This window comes from Corynebacterium callunae DSM 20147 (assembly GCF_000344785.1).
In the GTDB taxonomy this organism is placed as follows: domain Bacteria; phylum Actinomycetota; class Actinomycetes; order Mycobacteriales; family Mycobacteriaceae; genus Corynebacterium; species Corynebacterium callunae.
The window spans coordinates 1408601-1428719 of record NC_020506.1 but is presented as its reverse complement, the minus strand read 5'-3'; the positions used below and the strand labels follow the sequence as shown (position 1 = coordinate 1428719).

The 20119-nt window shown below is 51.8% G+C and carries 19 protein-coding genes and 1 tRNA gene; 7 read left to right on the top strand and 13 right to left on the bottom strand.

The window, feature by feature from the left end:
• The first annotated feature begins 102 nt into the window (after positions 1-102).
• From H924_RS06700 to H924_RS06690, 3 genes are all read left to right on the top strand, one after another.
• On the top strand, positions 103-1293 hold the full coding sequence (locus tag H924_RS06700; protein ID WP_029703317.1) for a bifunctional alpha/beta hydrolase/OsmC family protein: 1191 nt from the start codon (positions 103-105) through the stop codon (positions 1291-1293).
• A complete protein-coding gene (locus H924_RS06695; RefSeq protein WP_015651200.1) occupies positions 1294-1683 on the top strand; it encodes a YchJ family protein in 390 nt (129 codons plus the stop codon).
• Between the two features lie 99 nt (positions 1684-1782).
• Positions 1783-1856: transfer RNA gene (locus H924_RS06690), tRNA-Pro, on the top strand.
• 42 nt (positions 1857-1898) lie between these two features.
• Here the strand turns inward: H924_RS06690 and H924_RS06685 are convergent.
• Positions 1899-2870 (bottom strand): arsenic resistance protein, encoded by a 972-nt coding sequence (locus H924_RS06685; protein ID WP_029703316.1) that lies wholly within the window; start codon positions 2868-2870, stop codon positions 1899-1901.
• Between the two features lie 204 nt (positions 2871-3074).
• Between H924_RS06685 and H924_RS06680 the strand changes: the two genes are divergently transcribed.
• Positions 3075-4628, top strand: a complete 1554-nt coding sequence (locus tag H924_RS06680; protein ID WP_015651198.1) for a cation:proton antiporter — start codon at positions 3075-3077, stop codon at positions 4626-4628.
• A gap of 13 nt (positions 4629-4641) precedes the next feature.
• Here H924_RS06680 and zupT read toward each other — a convergent pair whose 3' ends face one another.
• The 3 genes from zupT to H924_RS06665 are packed head-to-tail and all read right to left on the bottom strand — an operon-like array spanning position 4642 to position 8793.
• A complete protein-coding gene (zupT, locus tag H924_RS06675; protein WP_029703315.1) occupies positions 4642-5448 on the bottom strand; it encodes a zinc transporter ZupT in 807 nt (268 codons plus the stop codon).
• Positions 5449-5506: 58 nt separating this feature from the next.
• A complete protein-coding gene (locus tag H924_RS06670) occupies positions 5507-7303 on the bottom strand; it encodes an ABC transporter ATP-binding protein (protein WP_015651196.1) in 1797 nt (598 codons plus the stop codon).
• Entirely contained in the window at positions 7300-8793 is a 1494-nt protein-coding gene (locus H924_RS06665) for an ABC transporter transmembrane domain-containing protein (RefSeq protein WP_015651195.1), read from the bottom strand. The genes H924_RS06670 and H924_RS06665 overlap by 4 nt, the downstream gene beginning before the upstream one ends.
• Before the next feature lie 167 nt (positions 8794-8960).
• Between H924_RS06665 and H924_RS06660 the strand changes: the two genes are divergently transcribed.
• A complete protein-coding gene (locus tag H924_RS06660; protein WP_015651194.1) occupies positions 8961-9764 on the top strand; it encodes a class I SAM-dependent methyltransferase in 804 nt (267 codons plus the stop codon).
• A 181-nt stretch (positions 9765-9945) separates the two neighbouring features.
• Positions 9946-10356, top strand: a complete 411-nt coding sequence (locus tag H924_RS06655; RefSeq protein WP_015651193.1) for a GyrI-like domain-containing protein — start codon at positions 9946-9948, stop codon at positions 10354-10356.
• A gap of 84 nt (positions 10357-10440) precedes the next feature.
• Here H924_RS06655 and der read toward each other — a convergent pair whose 3' ends face one another.
• The 5 genes from der to H924_RS06630 all read right to left on the bottom strand — a co-directional run bounded on the left by der (position 10441) and on the right by H924_RS06630 (position 15375).
• Positions 10441-12090, bottom strand: coding sequence for a ribosome biogenesis GTPase Der (der, locus tag H924_RS06650; protein ID WP_015651192.1), 1650 nt, complete (start codon positions 12088-12090; stop codon positions 10441-10443).
• The gene (gene cmk, locus H924_RS06645) at positions 12087-12797 is read right to left on the bottom strand and encodes a (d)CMP kinase (protein WP_015651191.1); all 711 of its coding nucleotides are present in this window, start codon (positions 12795-12797) and stop codon (positions 12087-12089) included. Before cmk ends, der begins: the two co-directional genes overlap by 4 nt.
• Complete coding sequence (locus H924_RS06640; protein ID WP_015651190.1) at positions 12794-13756, bottom strand: pseudouridine synthase; 963 nt, start codon at positions 13754-13756, stop codon at positions 12794-12796. Before H924_RS06640 ends, cmk begins: the two co-directional genes overlap by 4 nt.
• A 125-nt stretch (positions 13757-13881) precedes the next feature.
• Entirely contained in the window at positions 13882-14460 is a 579-nt protein-coding gene (gene scpB / locus H924_RS06635) for an SMC-Scp complex subunit ScpB (protein ID WP_015651189.1), read from the bottom strand.
• Between the two features lie 45 nt (positions 14461-14505).
• Positions 14506-15375 (bottom strand): sulfurtransferase, encoded by an 870-nt coding sequence (locus tag H924_RS06630; protein ID WP_029703312.1) that lies wholly within the window; start codon positions 15373-15375, stop codon positions 14506-14508.
• A 265-nt stretch (positions 15376-15640) separates the two neighbouring features.
• On the opposite strand from H924_RS06630, the gene H924_RS06625 reads away from it, so the two are divergent.
• Positions 15641-16204 carry a GNAT family N-acetyltransferase gene (locus H924_RS06625; protein ID WP_015651187.1) on the top strand — a complete coding sequence of 188 codons (564 nt, stop codon included), beginning with the start codon at positions 15641-15643 and terminating at the stop codon, positions 16202-16204.
• Positions 16205-16223: 19 nt separating this feature from the next.
• Here the strand turns inward: H924_RS06625 and H924_RS06620 are convergent, their stop codons facing one another.
• From H924_RS06620 to H924_RS06605, 4 genes are all read right to left on the bottom strand, one after another.
• Positions 16224-17114, bottom strand: a complete 891-nt coding sequence (locus H924_RS06620) for a segregation and condensation protein A (RefSeq protein WP_015651186.1) — start codon at positions 17112-17114, stop codon at positions 16224-16226.
• 91 nt (positions 17115-17205) lie between these two features.
• Positions 17206-18078, bottom strand: coding sequence for a ParA family protein (locus tag H924_RS06615; protein WP_015651185.1), 873 nt, complete (start codon positions 18076-18078; stop codon positions 17206-17208).
• 449 nt (positions 18079-18527) lie between these two features.
• On the bottom strand, positions 18528-19442 hold the full coding sequence (gene xerD, locus H924_RS06610; protein WP_015651184.1) for a site-specific tyrosine recombinase XerD: 915 nt from the start codon (positions 19440-19442) through the stop codon (positions 18528-18530).
• Positions 19439-20110, bottom strand: a complete 672-nt coding sequence (locus H924_RS06605; protein ID WP_029703310.1) for an NUDIX domain-containing protein — start codon at positions 20108-20110, stop codon at positions 19439-19441. Before H924_RS06605 ends, xerD begins: the two co-directional genes overlap by 4 nt.
• Between the last annotated feature and the right edge of the window lie 9 nt (positions 20111-20119).

Genomic DNA, 20119 nt, shown 5'->3' with positions numbered 1-20119 from the left:
GGGGAGTTGTTCAAAGGCATACCCATCTAATGATGACCTAACCTAAAAACATGCCTAAAGTGGTGGAGAAATAAGCTAGACGCTTTGTGAAAGGTCCCACCGGTGCACTCTGTCAGTGTGAAACTGCCCTCCTCAGAAGGTCTGATGATGGCGGCAACTCTTGATCTTCCCGATACTGATCCCATCGCTTATGCGATGTTTGCTCACTGCTTTACCGGCTCGCGGTTTACCCCAGCAGCTGCACGAGTGAGCAAAACCTTGGCAGACTCCGGAATTGCCTGCTTACGCTTTGATTTCCCAGGTCTTGGCCAATCTGAAGGTGAGTTTTCTCAAACCACCTTCAGCTCCAATGTGCAAGACATTGTCGCAGCAGGACGTTGGTTGGAAGAAAACTACGCTGCTCCACAGCTGCTTATCGGACACTCCTTAGGTGGTGCTGCATCTTTAAAAGCAGCTCCCTACATCAAGTCTTTGCGCGCCGTTGCCACCTTGGGCGCCCCTTTTGACCCAGCACACGCTGTCTTGCACTTCGCAGACCGCATTGGTGAAGTAGATGAGCATGGCGCGGTTACCCTCACATTGGGGGGCCGTGATGTCACTATTTCCCGTGAATTCTTGGAAGATTTGGCAGACACCAACCCCGAAGAACACCTTCCTAAATTGCGTCGCCCTCTCCTGTTGCTGCACTCTCCCATCGACCAAACCGTTGGTGTGGATAATGCTCAGCTCATCTTCCGTCTTACCCGATACCCCAAGTCTTTGGTGGCTTTGGATAAAGCTGACCACCTTTTGACCAAGGATGGCACTGCTCAAAGAGCAGCTCAGATTATCCGTACCTGGGTTGAGCCTTATTTGGATCCGCTTAATGCGGAATCAAGGGAACTTGAGCTGCCGGAAGGTGTAGCCCAGGCCAAATCAATTAAGGCAAGCAAGTTTGGCGATGCGGTCCGAACTGGCCGTCATACCTTTATTACCGACCGTGAAAAGAGCCAAGGTGGCAAGAACCTGGGCTATACCCCGACGTCTTTGTTGGTGTCAGCGCTTGCTGCGGCTACTTCTCAAAGCATTCGCGAGGCTGCCAAGAATGCCCGTATCAAGTCCTTGGATGATGTTGAGGTAGTTATTTCTCGGGTTGTTGGTGAAGACGAAGGCCAGATTAGATTACGCCGGCAAATTTCACTGAGTGGCGAGCTTTCTGCAGATGAGCACCACGAGCTACTTGCTGCTGCTGGAACTTCCGACTTGGAGCGTTTGCTTTCCAAGGGCGTCATTATTGAAGATGAGGCCCGCTAAATGAGCTTTGAGCTAGACAAACGCTGTCCCTGTGGCACTGGCCTAACTTATGGCGAATGCTGTTACCGTTTCCACTCAGGTGCACAGACCGCGCCCACTGCAGAAGACCTAATGCGCTCTCGCTTTAGTGCTTTTGCCGTTGGAGATCAGCAATATCTTTTGGATACCTGGGATCCAGACACCAGGCCTGCAACCTTGGAACTAGATCTGGGCATTAAGTTCTACCGACTGGACGTCCTCGAAACATCCCAAGGTGGAATTTTTGATGACTTTGGTCGTGTGAAATTCCAGGCATTTTATAAAGGAATAGCCTCTGGTATTCAGGAGGAAGATTCCACCTTCCGCAAGGTAAATGGCCGGTGGGTTTATTCTGCGGGTGAGGTTGAGTAGCTCCTGAATCGTGGTTATGACCAGCGGATTTCTCTTTAAAGATCACACTGATGTAACCTATTCTCGTTGCCGATTGACCCCTGGTTTTGATGGCAACGGCGGACCGTGGCGCAGTTTGGTAGCGCACTACACTGGGGGTGTAGGGGTCGCAGGTTCAAATCCTGTCGGTCCGACAAATTTAAACAAAAAGCCAGCTTAGAGGGATTAAATTCTCTCTAAGCTGGCTTTTTATCCTTAGTGGCCTGCGGAATTATTCGGACATACATAACCATGCCCACGAGTTCCACCAGAGTTTGAGTTACCACCACAATTGCAGCTAGCGATAGTTCTTCAGGCAACGCCAAGGCCAGCGGTAACACCACCAAGGAGTTTCGGGTTGCTCCAGAAAACACCATTGCGCGGGTGGATGGCACATCTTGGCCAGCGGCTTTAGACACGATCATTCCCACCGGTACCATTATCACTAAAAAGGCCACGTAAATCGGAATAACGTTTAATAGGACTCTCACCTCAGAGCTCACTGCCGAAATTTGAGAGGCCACCACTACTGCCAGGGTCAACATCATCAATGGCACCATCACAGCATCCATGAAGTCCATAAGGCGCTGAGCTGTAGTTACACGCTGCGCCAAAAACTGGGTAATTAGTGCAGCCGCCAAAGGCACCACAATAAGCAGAAGGAACGCCTCAACAAAGGGAGCCAAATTAATAGCTGCTAATAGTTCAGGGCCAACAAAAAGCCGCAGATACACCGGCAACAGCAGCATTTGCACAAGCATGAGTACTGGAGTAGCTGCCAGGAGTTTTTCGTTTGCCGCTCCTGCCACCCCAGAAAACACAATGACATAGTCAATGCAGGGTGCTAACAACACCAATAGCACTCCCACCAGCAGTGCCTCCTCATTGGCTACCAAGCGTGAGAGGGCAAAGACTATGACCGGGACAATGAGGAAGTTTAAAGTCAGCAAGCCGCCCAGAAATTGAAGATCGCGCCAAGCATTACTCAACTTGGTCAGAGGTACCGCCAGAAAAGTGGCATAAAGCAGCACCATGAGGACCGGATTAATGAGGTGTTCAATACTAGGTGCAGCTGCTGGAAATCCGAGACCAAACAGGCCACCCAAGAGCAGAGCGCCGAGATAAAGGAGAATCTGATGCTTGGTCCACCATTGAATAAGTTGTGGCAAATCCTTCAAAGTCCTTTTCTTTTAGGGCTAAACCCATGCCATAAAACTGATCGAGTGAGATAGTGCAGTTTTTAGTCTAAACCCACCTAAATTCTGAAAGTTTTCTGAAAAATTTTGAGTTCTTCGTTGTTGTTGCCACAAATATAAGTTTCTTGGATGCAAAATGGTTTAACACATTAGAGAAACTCAATAGAAAAGACTTCCATGACGATCTTGTTCATGCTCATCAGTCTGCTGTTGGCCACCGTTGCGGTGGTGGCCGTTGGCGATCGCACCGGACTCCCCTGGCCTGCGCTTATGACAATTGTGGCTGCTGGCGGTGCGCTACTGCCGTTTTTGCCACAAATTGATATCCCGGCAGATCTTATTTTGCCCATCTTCATTCCACCGCTGTTGTGGGCACTGGCTCGCAAGTCATCCTGGGCGTTGATCAAGTCCCAGGTATCCACCATCATTTCCATGTCAGTGGTATTGGTGTTTATCACCATCGCTGCTTTGACTGGAGTAACACTATTGTTGCTTCCTGGAATCGGCATCGCTGGAGCTATTATTTTGGCCGCAGCTATCGCCCCACCAGATCCTGTTGCAGTGGATGCAGTTGCTGAGCCAGCGGGAATTCCCAAACGTATTACCACCACCTTGCAGACCGAAGGCCTTTTTAATGATGCAGCCAGTATCGTTACTTTCCACGTTGCGCTCGTGGCATTGGTCGCAGGTGAAGAACTCTCCTGGACGACAGGTGTTCTGGAGTTCTTATGGTCTTGTTTTGCAGCGGTCATTTTGGGCCTTATTGTGGGCCGAGTAGCTGCGTGGTTTAGCGATCACGTGAGCTCTATTGGGGCGCGCAATGCACTCACCTGGGTATTGCCCTTTGCTATTTATGCAGGAGCAGAAGAGATTGGCGGTTCCGGTGTTATTGCCATTGTGATTGCTGCGGTGGAGCTGAATTCTCGCGCTGCAATTGGTGCCGAGGATAGATTGTCTGGCCAGGCATTTTGGGGCACGGTAGAAATTCTCTTTACGGGTGTGGCCTTTGGACTAATCGGGCTAAATGTCCGCGCTGCTATTGATCAGGTCGGATCCGAACTCTGGCATGCAGTATGGGTGGGAATCGTGCTCTCCATCGTTGCCATTGTGGTGCGCGGAGCCTGGATGTTCTTCAACTACAAGCAGAACCGAAAGGTCATTGCCCATAAGGGCGTTGCCGAGAGTGTTTTGCGCGCGCCATTGCGGCTACAGGAAGCGCTGTTGATGACATGGGCCGGTATGCGTGGTTTAGTCACCCTAGCTTTGGTGCTTTCTATTCCGGCAAATGTTTTCCCTTATCACCATGAACTCCAAATTATTGCCCTCGTGGTTTTGTTGCTCACCATGGTGGGACCAGGCCTAACCTTGCCTTGGCTAGTGGGCAAGCTTAATTTGGATAAGGGTCCGGATGCTGCTGGTGATAAAAGCATTGAAGTTCTCACCCATCGCGCCAAGAAGGCTGCTGCCAAACACCTGCTGACGCATAGTGAATTGGCGGATGAACAAATCGCTTCCATTAAGGGCTGGATTGCGCAGGAATTCGCGGCTGAAGAAGAAACTATTGAAGATCTCTCCAAAATGCGCAAAAAGGCTAGGCTTGCGCGAATTGAGGCACTTCATGCAGCTCAGGCAGAGCTCCTGCAAGCGCGCCGGGAACGGGGCATCAACCCGGCTTATGTGGATGAGGTGCTTTCAGTAGTAGACCGTATGCTCATGGCGGCACAACGCTAGCACACACAAGCCACTAAATAAAGAGCAAGAGGCTAATTGCCATCACTGCCATACCAGCTAAAAGGCCATAGATGGCAGTGTGGTGCTTGCCGGTTGAAATAGCGGTGGGAAGCAGTTCATCAACGCTAATAAAGACCATGATGCCAGCCACTGCCGCAAAACACAGGCCTAAGGTGGAAGGCCCCATAAAAGGTAGCAGGATCAAATAGCCCACGAGTGCGCCGGCTGGTTCTGCAAGTCCAGACAAGGTGGACCACATCAGGGCCTTTTTTCGCGATCCCGTGGCTTCACGCAGAGGTACGGCGACGGCGATTCCCTCGGGAATATTGTGGATCGCGATTGCCAAGGCCACTGGGATAGCAACAGTCGGATCGGAAAGCCCAGATAGGAAGGTAGCGAAACCTTCGGGGAAATTGTGGATGGCAATGGCGATTGCGGTCAACACTCCCATTTTCATCATGCGGGCGCGGCGTTCATAACCATCTACTGCCCCGCCAACTGTGCCTGGCTCATGAGGGTTGATGGCACTGGGAACTAAGCGGTCAATAATCGCGATGAGTGCAATGCCACCAAAGAAAGCGCCCACCGTCGCCCAACTGCCACCTCGTTCGCCCCACACGGAAATCAATTCCACTCGTGCCTTGGGGAAGATTTCAACAAAGGACACATAAAGCATCACACCGACGGAAAAACCTAGGGAGCCAGCCAAAAATCTTTCTCCCGGTGTTTTGCGTGAGATGGCAATGAGGCCACCGATGCCGGTTGCTAACCCGGCAAAAAGGGTAAGGCCAAGGGCCACTGCAAAAGACGATAATTCCATAGCGTGAATATTAATGTTCAATACATTGAACAGTCAATGCTTGGAGAAGAAAAACTTCCTAATCTCCCCGGCCTTTACGCCATGCTGACCACAGGCGGTGATAAATCCCGCCCTCTGCCAGTAAATTCTCGTGGGTACCACATTCGACAACCTGGCCTTTATCCATCACCAAAATTTGGTCAGCACGCGCTGCTTGGTCCAAGCGATGCGCCACCACCAAAGCAGAACGATCTCGGGTTACTTCATCGGCAGCCAATTCCAAGGCTCCAGCACCTGCAGAACCGGCCTCTGCAGTAGCTTCATCCATAATCACAATCGCTGGATCCAGCAGCAGCACTCGTGCCAGGGCTAATTGCTGGGCAATAACTGGTTCTAATTGAATGCCACGCGCACCCACCACGGTGTCTAATCCTGCGGGAAGCTGTGCAAACCACTCACCTGCTTGCACCTGCTCCAATGCAGCAATCAACTCAGCATCGCTAGCTTCAGGTTTTGCCAAAGTCATATCTTGACGCAGGGTTCCAGAAAATACATGGACCTCCTGGCTCACCATCGCCAAGCGAGCGATTCTTTCGCGATCGGATAATTGAGAAACCGGGTAGTCGTCGACAAGCACCTCACCGTGGTCGGGAACGCGCAAACCTGCAAGCAACGCTGCCACGGTGGTTTTGCCGGCGCCCGAGGCGCCGACCATAGCAACAGTTTCACCAGGGTTGATAGTGATATTGATGTCATGGACTGCCCAGGAATCACCATAACTGAAACTCACATTGCGCAATTCCACCCGGCCTTGTGGGGCTGCCGCACCACTATCGGGGATAGGCTGCGGCGGATCAGCCACCACGCCAACGATTCGCGCCAATGAGGCATAACCAGATTGCACAGTATCCAAAACACGCATAAACATATTCATCGGTCCGCGCAATCGAATAATCATGAGCACCGCGCCGGTAACTGCACCCACGGTCAATGCATCACTTGAAACCAGGTGAAAACCCACTGCCAGAGCGCCGGTGAGCATCAAAAACTCTGCAAGCAGCATCCACGTATTAAGAATCAGCATGGTAGTTCGTGCCCGAATACCCTTAACCACCACACTCCAGGAGGCATTAGAAATATTTTGATGCACGGTCTGCTCCATGGAAAAAGCACGTACTGTGGCCCGGCCACGAATAGCCTCCAGTACCCGACGGGCACGCTCTGCCATGGCCGCACGCTCATCGGCATAACGTTGTGGAGCTTTACTTAAATAATGGCGCGCAGCCAGGAAATACACCGGTGTCACCACAACTGGGATGAGCAAAAATTGCCAGTCCAAACTCAGCAGTGCAATGGTCGTTGCGAGAATCGTAAACAATGAGGTGCTAAGGATCGGTACGGTTTCTGTCACCGCCGAAGATAGCTCCGCAATATCATCTGTTGAGCGGCTTACCAGATCACCGGCGCCGGCATCTTCCACCCGGTGCGTGGGCAACCCCAGCGCAGTTCCCACCATATCTTCACGGAGATTGGCAATAACACGTTCAGAAATTCGGGCCACCAGATAAAAACCACTAGCGCTTAATAAGGCACCAACAATTGCGACGAGCACCAGCCACATACCAATGTGCAGAAGTTCTGCAACGGCACCGCCTCGATTCACCACATCCACAATTCGTCCCAGCAGCTGCGGCACCATCACCGAGGCATAGGCGCCAGCGCTCAGCAATAGCATCGATAATAAAAACCACCAGCGAGCATGGCGAATCCGCTTCAACTGCCGCGCCACTTCCTGGCGCACCTGGGGCAGGGTGGCTAGCGGGAACCGCAGCGTGGTATCCGCCTTTAAGGGCGTGCTTTTCGACGAAAAACTCATGCTTTTAGCACCTGCTCCAACTCATTGGCCTCTTTGTGTGCGTTAGCAACTGCGCTCCAAGCTGGGGCGTTGCTAAAAACTAAGGTGATCTTTCCGGCTCTAAATTCTGCAACCTGTTCGGCAATATTTTGCTCAGTTACCGAGTCCACCGCCGTGGTGGGATCTTGCAAAACCAACACCTCGGGATCAAAGGCAATTGCCCTGGCTAGCGCTACTCGTTGGCGTTGACCACCAGAAAGTAATCGGCCACCCTCGCCTACCCGCTTATCCCCACCACCTGGAATGTCTGTACAGGAGGCAACGTCAATAGCTTGTGCGGCAATGTCCTTATCGGGGAATACATTGTAACTAACTGTGCCATCAAAAAGATCGGCCGCATGCGGCGCCACAATAACTCGATTTCGCGGCAAAGATTCCAATAGTGCCACCAGCTCGCGGTGGTCCCCTGCCGAGCGCACTACCGTGAGACCTGATGGGAGTGCGTCGATAAGCGCCTGGGTTTTAGCTTCATCAAGCTCTGAGCTGCGCTCAAAATCTGCACCGAGCACCTCGCGGATGCGTTTTGCGGAGGCTTCAGCCGATGCCCAACGCGATGCCAAGTTACGGCCCAACATGGTCATGGGAACAATCAAAAATTGTGTAAGGCCCACGACCGTAATGAGATCTCCTACGCTCATGCCACCGTTTAAGGCCAAAATACCTGCAGCTAACCCCAGCGCTGCCACAAAAATGGCACCCACTGCCTCGGTGATTCCATTTAGCCGCGCCTCGGCAGCATTGGCATAAATAGTCTTGTGATAAGCCAGGCTTGAGACTTCCGCATAACGCCCCCGTACCGTGACTATCGCGCCGAGGCCTTTAAGAATGCGCAGGCCCTGCACCACATCGGTGGCCGTAGCTGCAGCCTGGGCCACTGCCTGTTGACGTGCACCGGAGCGCTTTTGCAAAGGCTTGGACACCTGCAAAGCAATAACCACCAATAATGGTCCGCCTACTAAAACCGCCAACCCCAACCAAGGATTGATAGCAAACATCATGCCCGCGCTATAAATCACCGATGCGATCTCCGCTACGGGGAATACCGTCATCATGACAATATCGCCCACTCTTTGAGTATCCGAAGAAGCAATAGATAACAGTCCGCCAGCAGTGCGCTCGCGGCCAGCCAAACCGCGTGGATCTTGAATGCGATCAGTGACCATCGTGCGCAGATCATGGCTCAACAGCTGTTGGGAACGCACCATCATATAGCGGGCAATCCAGTTCACTGCGATAGCCAGCACAAAAAGTCCCGCCAGTATGGCGATCCACCAGCCCAACTTCATTAAGTCAGAGTTAGCGATTGCCTCGTCTACAGCGCGACCCACCACTACTGGGGTTAAGCCATTACAAATAAATGAAATTGCCATGCCAATGGAAGCAATAAAACTCCATGGGCGTTGGCCCAAAGCTACTTTAAGAGTCCACATCTTAGCATCCAGAGCAGGCATTTTTGAAGGTTGCGCGCCGGGCCCCGGTAAAGCGGAATAATCAATGATGCTCCCAGTGCTGGGAGCGGTGGAAGGTATAGACACAAGGTTGAACTCTATCGCAGTTCTTGAGCAACCGATATATCGTTATTCGGAGGTGCTAAGAAGGGCTAGAATAATGCTTCGTCATGACAGAATCCTCTTATTCCCTGCATCCACCAATTCCTCCGGTCTCTAAAAAGAATGCCCCCATATTTAATGGTGAGCAGCACCGAGAAATTGGGGCTCGAGCCTTCAACCATGGCAGTACCACTTATAATGACGCGCGCCCTGGTTATCCAACTGACGTTGTTGAATTGGCTGCCGGATATTCCAGGATTGCAGATGTCGGAGCTGGCACCGGAAAACTCACTGGGTTGCTGGACACTGCTGGGCATAACGTGCTCGCGCTCGATCCCAGCATGGATATGTTGCGCGTTTTGCATAATTCTTTTCCCACAATTCCGGCTTGGCAGGCAGTTGCAGAGGCCACTGCTTTAGCGCCGAACTCCGTTGATTTAGTCAGCTGTGCCCAGACCTGGCATTGGGTTGATGTGCCGGCTGCCGCTGCCGAATTTGATCGCATAATTTCTCCTGGCGGAGCGGTGTTATTGGTATGGAACAATTTAGATACCGCTATCCCCTGGGTGCATCGTTTAAGCAGAATTATGCATGCCGGAGATGTACTCAAACCGGGTTTTATCCCTGAGGTTGCTGCTCCATGGGAAATCAGTACAACCCTACGCACCACCTGGGAACAGCACCTTAGCCCCGAAGAAATAATCCAATTGGCGCACACCCGTTCCTACTGGTTGCGCTCTAGCCCCAAAATTCAAGAACGCGTGGACAATAACTTGCGCTGGTATCTCTATGAACATCTGGCTTTTAGCGAAGCTGAAGAGGTAGCACTTCCCTACCGCTGTGATGCTTTTGTACTCACTCGAAAGAAGTGACTTTTCGGTATGGTAGCGAATTAAAGTTAAGAAAAACCAAATATTCGCGGTAGTTGATTGTGATTGGATAAATCTAATGGCTTCCAAAGACCTATACCTAAATTCTGCCCCTGCCACAGACCTTGAAATCCTTGAGGTCCCGTAAGTACCCACCGCAGTTGTATTCTTCACCGACTACCCCATGTCTGAGATGGATGTAGCCTTTGATCAAACTTTCCACGCGTTGATCCCCACTTTGGCGCAGCGCGGAATCAGCCCCCAAGTCCCAGGCTTTGCTCTTCATCACCGCATGCCCACCGATACTGTCACCTTTGAGGTAGGAATTTCTGTTGATCATGTTTTAGCGGAGGAAGTAAGCGAGCAGCACGTTACCGTTATGCCTTCCACAATTCCTGCCGGTAAAGTCGCCCGAATTTCCCATATCGGCGCCTATGACGGATTACCCCAGGCCTGGCAAGGTTTTATGGAGGCCATCGAGCAATCCGGACAGACTCCTGCTTTTCCTTTGTGGGAGGTTTATGTCACCGAACCCACCCCGGATATCGATCCTGCAACTTTAAGAACTGATCTTTATATTTTGCTGCAGTCCTAAGCCTTTAAAGTTTTTAAAGACTAAAAGGCCGGTGAACTTGAAGAATATTCAAGTTCACCGGCCTTTTAGCGCATTTGGCGACGCTTATTTGCGCTTGCCGCCCTTGCCACGACGCTCACGAACACGTACTGCAATACGTACTGGAGTGCCTTCAAATCCAAAGCGCTCACGGAATTTACGCTCGAGGTAACGGCGGTAGCCAGCTTCCAAGAATCCGGTGGTAAAGAGCACTACAACAGGAGGCTGGGTGGATGCCTGCGTGGCAAAAAGCACACGAGGCAAGCGACCACCACGCATTGGAGGTGGGTTTGCAGCAATTGCTTCACGCAGCCAAGTGTTGAGCTGGCCAGTGGAGATGCGGCGATCCCAGCTTGCCAAAGCTTCCAACATTGCAGGCTCAAGGCGCTGCAAAGCACGACCTGTCTTAGCGGAGATATTAATCCGCTTTGCCCAAGGAACGTGTGCTAACTGCAGGTCAAGCTCACGATCAAGATCAATACGACGATCCTCATCCATGAGGTCCCACTTGTTGAAGGCAATAACCAAAGCCTTACCAGCATCGGTGATCATGGCCAGCACACGCTGATCCTGCTCGGTGATTGGCTGCGAGGAGTCAATCAAAAGCACACAGAGTTCTGCTGAATCAATAGCACCGTGGGTACGCAAGGATGCGTAGTACTCGTGGCCGGTGGCGGTCTTAACCTTCTTTCGAAGGCCTGCGGTATCCACAAACTTCCACAGGTGATCATCCAATTGAATCAGGGAGTCAACTGGATCAACGGTGGTACCAGCAACGTTGTCAACAACGGAGCGGGTTTCGCCGGCGAACTTATTAAGCAATGAAGACTTACCAACATTGGGCTTGCCGACGAGCGCTACTCGGCGTGGGCCTTCAACGATCGACTTCGAGCGCGGCTCGGCTGGGAACAGGGACAAAATTTTGTCCAAGACATCCGCGCCACCACGACCGTGCTGAGCAGACACTGGGTAAGGATCGCCCAGGCCAAGTGCATAAAACTCAGCCATATCAGCCCACTGGCTATCAGAGTCGAACTTATTGGCAACCAAAATAACTGGAACCTCAGAGCGCAGCAGTTTATCTGCCATCACAGAGTCAGTCTCAGTAATGCCGACCTTGGTATCAACCACAAAGACGATAACGTCTGCGGTTTGCATAGCCACTTCTGCCTGATAAGCGATGGAGGCGTGAATGCCCTTAACGTTAGGATCCCAGCCACCGGTGTCCTGCACCCAGAAGCGCTGGCCGCCCCAGTCAGAAATATAGGAGATTCGGTCACGGGTAACACCCGGGAAGTCCTCCACCACTGCTTCACGACGTCCAATAAAGCGGTTTACCAGCGTGGACTTACCCACGTTTGGACGACCAACAATAGCGACTGTGCACAAGGATTCTTCAAGGTGAGGGCTCTTGATGCCAAAAGCAGTTTCAATCTGCTCCCAGTCTTCTTCGCCATAACCTTCGCCAAAGTCAGGTTCTGCAAAATCGGAATCATCAAAATCTTCGGGATCGAAGTCTGCATCATCGTCTTCAGCGAAGTCATCATCATCTAGACCAAATTCGCTGGGGTCAAAGTCAGCTGAGGCCCAACCGCCATGAGGCGCAAGTTCTTCCTCATCGGCAAAAGCTCCCACAACATCCATTTCACCTTTGTGGGTGTGGTAAACGAAGACGGTCTCGTCCTCTTCACCTGGCATATTATTTTTATCGGTCACTGTTTGCTCCTTTCGGCGGAGGCTTCAGTCAACTGGACAAGGAGATCGAGGACCTCATCCATAGTCATAGTGGAAGTATCTACAATGTGTGCATCTTCTGCTGGTTTCAGCGGAGAAGCAGCACGAGTGGAATCAAGTTCATCACGACGCTGTACATCAGCGAGCACTTCGTCAAAATTAACGCTGCGACCAGCAGCGGTATCTTGATCAAAGCGCCGGCGGGCGCGTACTTCCGCTGAGGCGGTGAGATACGCCTTGATGGGCGCGTCGACAAGCACTGCGGTTCCGATATCACGGCCTTCAACCACGCAGCGTTGCGCTTTGGAAGCCAAAGCGCGTTGCAAGGCAACCAGGTTTTCACGGACTTCAGGGATCGCGGAAACGGCCGAGACCTGTGCGGTCACCTCTGGTCCACGAATTTCCTTTTGTACGTCCTGACCACCAAGAAGAACCTCGGTGGAGGCTGGATCATCGGAGATAGTCAAAGGCAATGTTGCCGTAGCCGCAATTACAGCTTCAGCATCAGTTGGATCGATGCCCTTGTTGAGCACATGCAAGGTGGCAACTCGGTACATCGCACCCGTATCGAGGTATTTTGCCTCGAGGCGGGTGGCTAAAGCGCGTGCAGTAGTGGATTTTCCAGTGCCGGAGGGACCATCGATTGCAACAATCAAGCCACCATTAGGCATATTGGACACTGCTGTCACAGCTGCACCACCTTGTAGAGGCTGGCGAGCTCTGCAGAGTTCAGCGCACGCAAGGTGCCTGGCTTTTGATCGCCCAATTGCACGGTGTGCAGCTTGGTACGGACCAGACGCTCAACTGGGTACTCGAGCTCTGCAAACATACGACGCACAATGTGCTTGCGGCCCTCGTGGATCTCCAGGCGAATCAAGGACTTGCCCTGGAAAGTATCGATGATCTGCACAAAGTCAGCCTTTGCAGGACCGTCTTCTAGCTCAATACCATCACGCAAGGCAGAGGTAAGCTTGCTTCCGGCTTCACCGCGCACAGTTGCCAAGTAGGTTTTGCGAACCTCGTACTTAGGGTGCATGAGGCGGTTGGCGAGCTCACCATCGTTGGTAAGCAAAAGCAGACCTTCAGTGTCGGCGTCAAGACGACCGACGTGGAAAAGGCGCTGACCGGAGGCAGTTTTCTCACTGACCAGGTCACCCACGCAAGGACGACCGAGATCATCACTCATGGTGGAATGCATGCCACGTGGCTTATTGAGGATGAAGTATTCAAGATCCTCGTTGATGTTGATGCGAACGCCATCAACACGGATGACATCCTTAGCAGGATCAACGCGGACACCTTGAGCGGTGACGATCTTATCGTTGACCTCAACACGACCTTGGTCGATCATGATTTCAGCGTGGCGACGGGAAGCTACTCCGGCTTGGGCCAACACTTTTTGGAGGCGGATTCCGTTGGAATCGTTGCGATTGAGGAAGCCCAATGACCAATCATCATTGTTTGATACATTTTGCTTCTTGGCAGGTTTAGCATTTGAAAGAAGGAGTTCTTCCTTCTTTGGCTGCTGCTGGCGGGCATCTGGGCGGGTGGATCCTGGCTTATAACCACGAACATTGGACCGGTAGCCGCCAGAGCGATTGCTCTGCTTCTTTTCCGGTGTGCCATCACGGCGAGCGGGTGGGGTCACGTTAGTGTCCTTAATCTTGAAATCTTATGAAGTTGAATCTTAGAAATCCTACACCACAACACTCAAAACCACTATTCCCGCAGCTATAACACCACTCAGCTATCTAGGCCACATAGTTCAGGAATTTAGAAGTCTTCATCAATGGAGTCAACCTCGGGCAATAACGGCGCCAGGTCAGGCAATTTATCCAAAGATTCAATACCTAATAATTCAAGCAATAACTCTGTGGTTGCATAGCGGTGAGCACCGGTTGATTCCTCAACATCAACTTCCTTAACCAACCCGCGCAGCTGCAGGGTACGCATTACTCCATCAACATTGACGCCACGGACCGCGGAAATTTGGGAACGCGTCACCGGCTGCCGATATGCAACAACAGCCAAGGTTTCTAAGGCTGCACGAGACAATCGCGTTTGGTTACCATCCAGGAGAAATTGCTCCACGATGTCGGCGTTTTCCGGACGGGTGTAATAACGCCAACCTTCTGCGGTTTCCCGCAGGTCAATGCCACTTCCCCGCTCATCAAGTTCAGTGGCCATCTCCTGCAAAATGCCTGTAATAGCCCCGGTCTCACTGCCTAAAACTCGGGCTAAAGTGCTAGCTGGAACTGGTGAATCAACCACCAATAAAATTGATTCCAGCCGGGATCGGGTTTGAGGAATCAAACTCATGGCTGGAATCAATGCGGGGTCAAAGTCATTCATGGAGTGAGAGTTTACTCGCTCGGCTTGACCATTAAGGAAGCTGGTTTATGCAATCGGGCGCTGATTTTTAGGATTGCCCCACTCTGCCCAAGATCCGTCATAAACAACTACGTCTTCATAACCTGCAACAACGGCAGCATACGCATCAACGCAGGCAGTTACTCCTGAGCCGCAGCTAAACACCAGGGATTTTGCGTGGTGGGTGCGGTGTTCAAAAAGTTCACGTAAATCCGCAGGTGCCCTTAACAATCCCTCTGCATCCACAACTTCATCAAAAGGAATATTGACACTGCCGGGAATTGAGCCCTTTTTCAAGCCCGGACGAGGTTCATCTTCCACTCCGGAAAAACGTCCGGCACTGCGTGCATCCACTACTGCTTTACTAGATCGCGCAATGGCACGCTCTACCCCATCAGCACCGACCAAAAGTTCAGGACGAGGCGTAGCGTTAATGTGCCCCTTAGCTACAGGAATTGCCAGCTCAGTAACGTCTAGCCCAGCTGCTTGCCATGCCGGTAAGCCTCCGTCCAAAACGCCGATCTTTGTTAGGCCAGCGGCACGCAATAGCCACCACACTCGCGGTGCGACCATTAAGCCCTGTCGGTCATAAACCACCACTGTGGTGTCATCGCTAATGCCATAGCTTTCCAACACAGTTTTAAGATTGCCCGGCACGGTGTGAGGAAGTGTTGCCGATTGATCGGAAAAATCAGCTTCCAGATCAGCAAGGTGGGCGCCAGGGATTCCGGCCGCTTGGGCCTGTTCTGCATCATTCATTGCAGCACACAGCACGACGAGGTTGTCCTGGCCTAGGTGTTCAGCAAGCCAGCTCACGGTAACTACCGGACCATCGGGGTAGAACGGCACTAAAGGGGCATGATCATGCTCTGTCGGAGATGAATATACAGAAGTCATAACCAGCCATCATAGTGCTTAAGATCACTAAAAACACTTAATTTGGGTGAATATAGCCCGATTTAATTCACACAACCACAGAATTGCTCAACCTCTACCCTGGTTTTTAAGCTACTAAATCACCCCTACGCGGGGTTAATGCGGAAAGCTCTGCATTCTTCTCTTTTTGATGCAATCCTGGGAAAACTCTTTGAAAAAGGACACAAACTAAACAATTTCGTGAGAGCGGTCACATTAGCCGTTAGTGATGTTCTAACATTTCTCCATGGCTACGATTACACGCACCGACAGGCTCATCCTGGTTCCGCTAAATGTGGAGCACGTTGATGAAGCACACCAGATTTACTCTGATACCCGCCTTTGGGAGCACCGCCCCCAAGCTCGGCACAAAGACCTCCGCGAAACCCGCGAGATCATCAAGCGGACCAACGATAGTTGGAATCAAAAAGATCTTGGACCTTGGGGTGTATATCTGCGCGAGCGTCCGGCGGAATTTGTAGGCGTTGGTGGCGTAGAGCTAGTAGATGGCAAGGTATGGGATCTGAAGTACCGCCTTCGCCCAGATCTTTGGGGCAATGGTTATGCCACCGAGATCTCAAATGCCGCCACAACTGCCACCAAGCGTATCGACGATTCCCTGCCACTTACTGCCCGCGTGACAACCAACCACCCTGCGTCTTATCACATTCTGGAAAAGCTTGGTCTCTCCCCTGTTTGGGAAGGCCGTCGCATTGGTACTGAGAACGATCCCAATGAGCCCAATGTGCGGATTTATGCTGACAGGCCACTAAGCGACGAGGTTTTGGAGTTATTAAAGAATCGTCCCTAGCAGCTGCACCGGTGGTGGATTATTGCCAATCGCTGGCAGCCACTACCGCTGGATCAACTTCTTTTCCTGTCCACGCCACTTTAAGCTCGCCCAGAGGCTCGTCTTGCACAGTCTCAATGGCGCGAGCTTTATAAAGTTCTAGAAGTGCCAAGAATCTTCCCACGATTTCCATGGACACGGTGCAATCACGAGTGAGCAATTGGAAGGTAAGAAAATGGTCAATACCAGCAAGTTTGAGGGTGCTTAGGATTTTTCCTGCTTGTTCCGGCACCGATACTGCAACTTGGTGAATGTGGTCGGTGCGTACACCTTCTGGGGGTTGTGGTTTAAACACCGCTGCGGCAAGTTCACCAAAACTCTGGGGAGAATGGCCTAAGGAAACAGGTGGCAAAAGATCCACAAATTGTGCTTCCAAAGACACTGCACGCGGATATCGCCTGCGGGCCTCTCGCTGCCATTGCCCAAAAAGATCGGCAACCTGCTTATAAGCGCGATATTGCAAAAGGCGGGCAAAGAGCAGATCGCGAATCTCAAGCAGTTCTAAATCTTCTTCATCATCTACTTCACCACGTGGCAATAAGCGGGCAGTTTTAAGATCCAATAAGGTTGCTGCCACCACCAAGAACTCTGTGACTTCATCAAGATCACTAGTTTCACCAAGTGCGCGCGTATAAGAAATAAACTCATCGGTTACTTGAGCTAAGGCAACTTCAGTGACATCAAGTTTCTTTTTTGAAATCAGCTGCAATAGGAGGTCAAAAGGACCTTCAAAATTATCTAGCTGAACCTTGAACCCCGCGGCGTCTTCATTTGTTTCCGGGGTTGGAGAAACAAGAGGTTCCGGCCCAATGGGGCCAACCCCTGGTTCTCCTGCGGAGAGCTCCTGATGTTTTTCAGCGACTGTAGTCATAAGAATTCTTTAAAAACCTTAACCCACCCCGCTGCTGTCACCCCAGTGACATGCCTGAAGGCCTGCCACGAGGGTGGCGTCGACAAGCAATTTAGTGGGTAGCGCGGTGAATGACTTCGCGTGCCAGCGCGCGGTATTGCTCAGCGCCCTGGGAAGTCGGAGCCCACGTGATAATAGGCTCGCCGGCGACAGAGGTTTCAGGGAAACGCACCGTGCGAGTGATGACGGTATCAAAAACCTTCTCATCAAAAACTTCCACCACTCGCGACATCACTTCACGCGCATGGGAAGTGCGACGATCAAACATGGTGACCAAGATGCCCAAGATCTCCAGATCGAAGTTGAGGCGATCTGCAACCTTCTCCACGGTATCGGTGAGCAAAGCCAAGCCGCGCAATGAGAAATACTCACACTCCATTGGGATAATTACGCCATGGGCGCATGCGAGCGCATTGACCGTCAGCAATCCAAGGGATGGCTGACAGTCCAGGATGATGAAGTCATATTCCTTCATCACAGGACGCAAGGCACGAGCGAGAGTTTGTTCACGACCAACCTCATTAACCAACTGGATTTCAGCGGCGGAGAGATCAATATTTGCTGGCACTACATCTAGGTCTGGGACCGTGGTGTGGTGAATAGCCTGATCGATGGTGGAGTTATTGTCCACCATGAGGTCATAGACGGTGACATCAACATCGTCATAACGAATACCTAGGCCCGCAGTTAAAGCACCTTGAGGATCCAAGTCAACGAGCAGGACTTTACGCCCTGCCTCTGCGAGGCATGCACCGAGGTTAATGGTGGAGGTGGTTTTACCCACGCCACCTTTTTGGTTTGCCATGGCGATAATTGTTGCTGGACCATGCTTTTCCAAAGGCTGGGGGTCCGGCAATTCACGCAGGGGTCGGCCGGTGAGCCCGACCTCCACTTTAGAAGTGTTCTGCTTCCCCGCATCACTCACAGTCAAACTCTCTTCCTTGACTCGAATTGCTCTCAATGGCCATCTTTGGTGATGAACAAGTCTTTCACCACCGGGTTTAAATGACGCTTTGTGACGTACCGTGACTATCTTTAGCTGTCTAAGACCGGCCCTGAGACCAGCTCAGACGATCACTGCGCGATAAAAGAATTATCACGATGTCATTAACTATCTAAGACCACAATACATTCAGGATATAGACCATTTGGACATACCGTCGCCTCACACGCCGAACACTGTCCGGCTACTGCCCAGCTACTCTGCGTTGCAAGGATGAAAAACCTGCGAAAACACGGTGATTTTTCCCTAAATGAAGTTCAGAGGCTTGACTTTTTGAAGGGCTAAAAAAGATACACAAGATATCCATAAAATTGGGCGATATCTGTGCAGGTGTAATCGCAAGGTTCTCGCCCGGAGTTGACTCCCGGAGTTTATGCCCGGGGGTGAGATTCGCGCCAAACCTGACGCAAATTTTCGGCGCTGACATGAGTGTAAATCTGCGTAGTTGTCACCGAGGAATGCCCTAAGAGCTCTTGCACCACACGCACATCTGCCCCGCCCTCTAAAAGGTGCGTGGCAAAACTATGACGCAGGGTGTGCGGGGAAATATCCTTATCTAGCCCTGCCCTTTGCACGGCTTTCTTCAACACCGCCCACGCTGACTGCCTCGAGAGCTCTCCACCGCGTTGGTTGAGAAAAAGCGCATGGCTTTTACCCTTGGACAATGCAGGCCGCGCACGTGTGAGGTAGTCCTCCACCGCCTTCTTAGCCATTGACCCAAAAGGTACAATGCGCTGCTTGGAACCCTTGCCCAGGATTCTTAAAACCTCGGGCCTATCGGCAACATCATCAACCACTAAACCCACGGCCTCAGAGATACGCGCACCAGTGCCATAAAGTACCTCAATCAAGGCTCTATCCCTGATATCTACTGGAGTAGCAATATCTGAGGTAGGAATCGCGTCAATCAAGGCACCCACTTCCTCAATGCTCAAAGTATCGGGTAGATGGCGACCAGTTGCCGGAGGCGAAACTTCCGCCGCGACGTCAAACTTAACTAGGCCTTCAGCGAGTGCAAATTTGTGTAAACCACGTGCTACAATCAACGCCCGGCCTGCCGAAGAAGCTGAAAGTGGTTGGCGCCCATCCACTCCACGCCTCAGATCCATGACGTAATTTTCCACATGGGAGGTAGTGACATCGCCTAATTCTTCGATGCCAGCGCGCTCCAGCCATTCCGCATATCGCGCGCAATCCCGCCGATAACTCTTCAGCGTATTATCCGAAAGCCCGCGCTCCACAGCCAGATGCGTGAGCCAGGTTTTGACGGTTGCTGCGACACTCACAGCTTTTTCATGTCGGGGACAATACCCCGTGCTTTGCGACGCTCCGCCAGTGCGGTTGGGCGATAAGGGAAAGGTACATCAGTGGGCCGCGCTGCCGCGCGTCCTGCAATAACTGCATCGGCAGCCAGGACGCCACCAATTGCTACAGAGTTTGCAAGCCTGCCATCAAAAACCATAGCAACAGCTTCTTCCAAAGGCACCCACTGGAAAACCATATCGGCTTCTTCATCACCCGTAACCTCAGGGCGTGGAATGCTTTCCAGATCTTGAGCCAAATAGACTCGAATGGTTTCATCGCAGAAACCTGGTGAAGTAATGAGGTCGGTAAGTACTGACCATTTATTGGCTTTGAGCCCAGCTTCTGCCATCAGCTCGCGCTGGGCGCCGATTAGTGCATCCTCATCAGCAATATCCAACAAGCCTGCAGGAAGCTCCCACAGACGATCTGACACACTATGGCGGTATTGGTGAACCATGGCGATTTTTTCACCATCAAAGGCCACCACTGCCACAGCCCCGAAGTGCTCGATGATCTCTCGCCGGGCGGTGGTGCCGCCCGGCATGATGAGAGTATCTCGCCGCACACTTAAAATGGGCGATTCCAAAAGGAGTTCAGTTTCCGTAACAGTGAACTCATGTGTACCCGGGGCTGTCCCATGTGAAGTCATGGGACTCAT

Excerpts from the sequence above, each read along its gene's own strand:
- H924_RS06605 (WP_029703310.1), bottom strand. The coding sequence starts at position 20,110 with ATGACTTCACATGGGACAGCCCCGGGTACACATGAGTTCACTGTTACG.
- H924_RS06630 (WP_029703312.1), bottom strand. The coding sequence starts at position 15,375 with ATGACTTCTGTATATTCATCTCCGACAGAGCATGATCATGCCCCTTTA.
- H924_RS06660 (WP_015651194.1), top strand. The coding sequence starts at position 8,961 with ATGACAGAATCCTCTTATTCCCTGCATCCACCAATTCCTCCGGTCTCT.
- H924_RS06625 (WP_015651187.1), top strand. The coding sequence starts at position 15,641 with ATGGCTACGATTACACGCACCGACAGGCTCATCCTGGTTCCGCTAAAT.
- H924_RS06620 (WP_015651186.1), bottom strand. The coding sequence starts at position 17,114 with ATGACTACAGTCGCTGAAAAACATCAGGAGCTCTCCGCAGGAGAACCA.
- H924_RS06665 (WP_015651195.1), bottom strand. The coding sequence starts at position 8,793 with ATGCCTGCTCTGGATGCTAAGATGTGGACTCTTAAAGTAGCTTTGGGC.
- H924_RS06695 (WP_015651200.1), top strand. The coding sequence starts at position 1,294 with ATGAGCTTTGAGCTAGACAAACGCTGTCCCTGTGGCACTGGCCTAACT.
- scpB (WP_015651189.1), bottom strand. The coding sequence starts at position 14,460 with ATGAATGACTTTGACCCCGCATTGATTCCAGCCATGAGTTTGATTCCT.
- H924_RS06680 (WP_015651198.1), top strand. The coding sequence starts at position 3,075 with ATGACGATCTTGTTCATGCTCATCAGTCTGCTGTTGGCCACCGTTGCG.
- H924_RS06670 (WP_015651196.1), bottom strand. The coding sequence starts at position 7,303 with ATGAGTTTTTCGTCGAAAAGCACGCCCTTAAAGGCGGATACCACGCTG.
- H924_RS06655 (WP_015651193.1), top strand. The coding sequence starts at position 9,946 with ATGTCTGAGATGGATGTAGCCTTTGATCAAACTTTCCACGCGTTGATC.
- zupT (WP_029703315.1), bottom strand. The coding sequence starts at position 5,448 with ATGGAATTATCGTCTTTTGCAGTGGCCCTTGGCCTTACCCTTTTTGCC.